The 4,064-nt window shown below is 73.5% G+C and carries 4 protein-coding genes; all 4 read right to left on the bottom strand.

All coding sequences use genetic code 11. The features are described from left to right. Positions 1 to 801 (bottom strand): NAD(P)H-binding protein (locus tag AB0M20_RS30540; RefSeq protein WP_364303783.1); only part of this gene is annotated, 801 nt, incomplete at its 3' end. 32 nt (positions 802 to 833) lie between these two features. Then, positions 834 to 1,076 carry a hypothetical protein gene (locus AB0M20_RS30535; protein WP_364303782.1) on the bottom strand — a complete coding sequence of 81 codons (243 nt, stop codon included), beginning with the start codon at positions 1,074 to 1,076 and terminating at the stop codon, positions 834 to 836. Positions 1,077 to 1,209: 133 nt separating this feature from the next. After that, a complete protein-coding gene (locus tag AB0M20_RS30530) occupies positions 1,210 to 3,456 on the bottom strand; it encodes a LuxR C-terminal-related transcriptional regulator (RefSeq protein WP_364303781.1) in 2,247 nt (748 codons plus the stop codon). Between the two features lie 58 nt (positions 3,457 to 3,514). Next, positions 3,515 to 4,036, bottom strand: a complete 522-nt coding sequence (locus AB0M20_RS30525) for an ATP-binding protein (protein WP_364303780.1) — start codon at positions 4,034 to 4,036, stop codon at positions 3,515 to 3,517. Between the last annotated feature and the right edge of the window lie 28 nt (positions 4,037 to 4,064).

The raw sequence follows: 4,064 nt of genomic DNA, 5'->3' as shown, positions 1-4,064 counted from the left end.
CGCGCGGGAGGCGAAGTCGGTGACTTCGCTGAGCCGGGGGTGCACCGGTCGCAGCAGCGCGGACCCGGCGACCAGCGCGGGGCGCGGCACGTGCAGGATGTGCGGCTTGCGGCCGACCGCTCGGAACGCCAGCTCGACGATCTCCTGGCGGGTGAGGATCTCCGGTCCGCCGACCATCAGCGAGCCGGTCTCCTCGTGGTCGAGGACGTGCAGGCAGGCGTCGGCGACCTCGGACGGGTGGACGGGGTTGGTCGGTGCCCGCCCGTCGCCGGGGATCCAGGCGATACCGCGGCGGGCCATCGCCAGAAACGGGTCGAAGATCGGGAACATGCCGGTGGGCCGGACGACTCCGTACGACAGGCCGGATCGCTCCAGCTGTTCGACGACCTCCTCGTGGGCCCGCACGTACACCGTGTCGGCCCACGCCGGCCGCACGAGCAGCGAGACGTAGACGAAGCGCCGGACCCCCGCCGCCCGGGCCGCCGGGATCAGGTTGCCGTTCGCCACGGTGTCCAGCTCGCGGAAGCTGCGGCGGTCGCCGCCGCGGAACGCCATCGGCGCGCCCAGGCAGGAGACGACGGCGTCGACCCCGTCGAAGGCGCCGCGCAGGGATTCCGGCCGGGTCGCGTCGCCGAGCACGACGGTGTCGGCGATGCCGCTCAGCATCGCGGCGCGGGCCGGGCTGCGGGACAGGCTGGTCACCGCCGCTCCGGTGCGGTGCAGTGCGGCCGCGACCGCGCTGCCGAGCATGCCGGTGGCGCCGGCGACCAGCACCGTACGCCCGTTCGTGGATTCGTTCATCGAAGCGCTCCGGCCGGGTGACTGATCGGTGTTCATGGGATCTGCTCCATGGTTCGGCTGTGCACGGTTCGGGTGGATACGGCGATGACGTCGTGCCCGAAGTCCCAGAGCAGCGTCAACAGGCTCCGCAGTGCGGGCTGGTCGAGGCTGTCCAGGGTGAGCACGGTGTGGCGGCCGGGTTCGCGGGTGCTCAGCACGACGTGGCCGTACTGAGCTCGAACGGCTCGGGTGGCGGCCACGCCGAGCGGACCCGCCACGGTGATTCGGCAGCTCATGGCTCCCTCCCGGCGCCCTCCCGGTGAGGGCTGCTGGAAGGACTGTCGTGCCGGGGTGGGTGGGCCGGTTCCACACCGGGGCGAGAACCACCCGGGGTGGACCGTTACGTCCCCGCGCTTACGTCCTCTGCGTTCAGATCAGGCCCAGGTCGTGCCCGTGGCGTACCGCCTCGTCCCGGGTGACCACACCGAGCTTGCGATAGAGGCTCTTCGTGTAGCCCTTCACCGTGTTGATCGACAGGTGCAGCTCGCCGCCGATCTCCCGGGCCGACAGCGGCCCGCGCAGCGCCCGCAGGATCGCCAGCTCGCGATCGGTGAGGTCCTCGACCAGCTCGCGGCGGCTGCGCGCCAGGCGGCTCGCGTCCCGGCCGATCCGCGCGTCCAGCTCCGCCAGCTGACGGACCACGACCGGCCGGCCCTGTTCGATGTCGCTGACCTCGTGCGCCTGGTCGAGGGTGCGGCGGGCGCCGGCCCGGTCACCGGTCGCCCACTGCGCCGCGGCGAGGCTCGCCAGCCCGCCGAGCAGGACGGTGGTGTGGCCCCAGTGCCGGGCCAGGTGGACGGCGCTCTCCAGCAGGGCGACGGCCGCCGTGGGGTCCCGCACCAGGGCCAGCCGGCCCTCGGCGAGCCGCAGCATCGCCAGCGCAGCGGCCGCCCCCTCGCCCCAGGCCTGCTCGGCCTCGCTCGCGATGTCCCGCACCGCGGCGCACACGGCGGAGGCCCGGTCGGACTCCCCCAGCTCCGCCACGGCGAGGGCGAGCAGGCCGGCCGTCTGCAGGACCATCAACGGCGGCAGATCCGGGCGTACGGGGAACTGCCACGCCTGCTGCAGAACCTCGGCGGCCTCGGCGATCCGCCCGGCGCCGAGGAGCACCCCGCCGAGGGTGTTGAGGGCGACCACGTGGCCCCATAGAGCCGGGTCGGTCTCCAGCTCGACGGCGCGGCGCGCATGGGTCAGCGCCGCCTCGACGTCGTCGAGGGTGCCGTAGATCGCCCAGGTGCAGTCCGCGTACGCCCGCAGCGTGCGCCAGCCGGGAGCCGGCTCCGGACCGTTCGCGATGTGCGGCTCGGCCCTGGTGAGCCACTCGATGGCGCGACCGGCCCGGCCGGACACCGCGGCCGCCAGGGCCAGGTCGAGGCAGAGCAACGGATCGGCCTCGGCGCCGGGCAGGCCGTCGCCGAGCCGCAGCAAGGCGCCCATCGCGCCGCGGTCCATGAACCAGCGGGTACGGCTGCGCAGCAGCTCCCGCGCCCCGGCAGCGTCCCCGGCCGCGATCCGGTGCTCGACGGCTTGTTCCACCTGCCCTTGCGCCAGGAACCAGTCGGCCGCCCGGCCCAGCAACTCCGCGCGGGCGCCGGGCGCGGAGTCCGCCAGCTCGCGGCGCAGCACGTCCCGGAACAAGCGATGACAGCGGAACCACTGCTCGTCCAGCGGCGTGATGAACAGATCCGCCCGGGCCAGCGACTCCAGCAGGGCGGCCGAGTCGTCCCGCTGCAGGACGGCATCGCAGAGCGGACCCGAGAGCCGTTCCAGCACCGACGCGCGGACCAGCAGGTCACGCCGGCCGGCGTCGATGCCGGGCAGCACCTCGCTGGAGAAGTAGTCGAGCAGGTGGCGTTCGCCGCCGCTGAGCCGGCCGGCGGCAGCGGCGGGGTCGGCGGCACCCCGCAGGGTCAGTGCGGCCAGCTGCAGCCCGGCCGGCCAGCCTTCGGTACGTTCGGCCGCCACCCGCGCCGTCTGCCCGCCGACCTCCACCACGCCGGAGATGAGGTCCACGCCCTCGTCCGTCGTGCACCGCAGCGCGTCGACGCGGATCTCGGCCAGGACACCACGGGCCCGCATCCGAGCCAGCGGCAGCGGCGGGTCGGCCCGCGCGGCGATGATCAGACGCAGCGCCGGCGGCAAGTAGCTCAGCAGGAACTCGACGCTCTCCTGGATGGCCGGGTCGCGGAGCAGGTGATAGTCGTCGAGGACCAGGACGTACCCGCCGGGAGCAGCCGTCGCCGCGTTCAGCAGGGCGTCGACGGCCAGGCTGATCGGGTCCAGGCCGGGTGCGCGCAGAGCGCTCAGGGCGTCGGCGGCCAGCTCGGGAGCGACCCTCTCCAACGCCGACAGCAGGTAGGTCCAGAACCGCACCGGCTCGTCGTCGGACTCGTCGATCGACAACCACGCCACCCAGCGGGAGCGAGCCGGGTCGGCCGCCCAGGCACTCAGCAACGTCGTCTTGCCCCAGCCGGCCGGCGCCACGACCACGGTCAGCCGGCAGTCGCTGCCGGCCTCCAGATGCCGGTGCAGCCGGGGCCGGTCAACCGCACCGGGACGCACGGAGGGAACCAACAGCTTCGCCGTCAGCAGAGGCCGGGCTCCCGGAGCGCCCACGCCCGAACCCTAGCCGTCCGGACGGCCCGCGAGGGCCGATCGGAGCCCGCGCACCTCGTCAGCGGGGCCAGGGCGTGGCCACCGAGATCGCTACCTCGGCCCATACGTACTTGGAGCCGTTGTCGGCGTACCAGCCCATGCCGACGGACAACTTGCGGGCCATGTGCAGGCCCAGCCCGCCGGCTCCGGTGTAGCCCTCGTCGGCGAACCGGGGAAGCAGCCAGGGCTCGTTGTCCTTCACCTCGACGAGGTACGTCGTGGTGGTGCGGAAGAGGTGCACCATCGTGGGCGGCCGGGTGTGTGCCATGGCGTTGGTGGCGAGCTCGGTCGCCACGATCGCCAGCCGTTGCGTGATGTCCTCGAACACCGCACTGTCCGGCAACGGTTGCCCCGCGACGGCTTGCCGCAGGGATGCGCGCAGCAGACGCAGCTCGGCGAAGGTGTCCAGCCTCCACTGCCCGGTGTGCACCTTGCCGGCGGCCGGCTGCGCATTGCCCAGCAGGCCTTTGCCCGCACGAGCGCCGACTCTGACGTGACCCTCTCGATCGGGATCCGGGCCGGCCATAGAAACACTCTCCATCAGTGGACCCGGTCAGCCGGGTCACACC

Origin of the sequence: Actinoplanes sp. NPDC051633 (assembly GCF_040681735.1) — a bacterium.
Taxonomy (GTDB): Bacteria; Actinomycetota; Actinomycetes; order Mycobacteriales; family Micromonosporaceae; genus Actinoplanes.
This window is presented reverse-complemented; position numbering and strand designations above follow the sequence as displayed.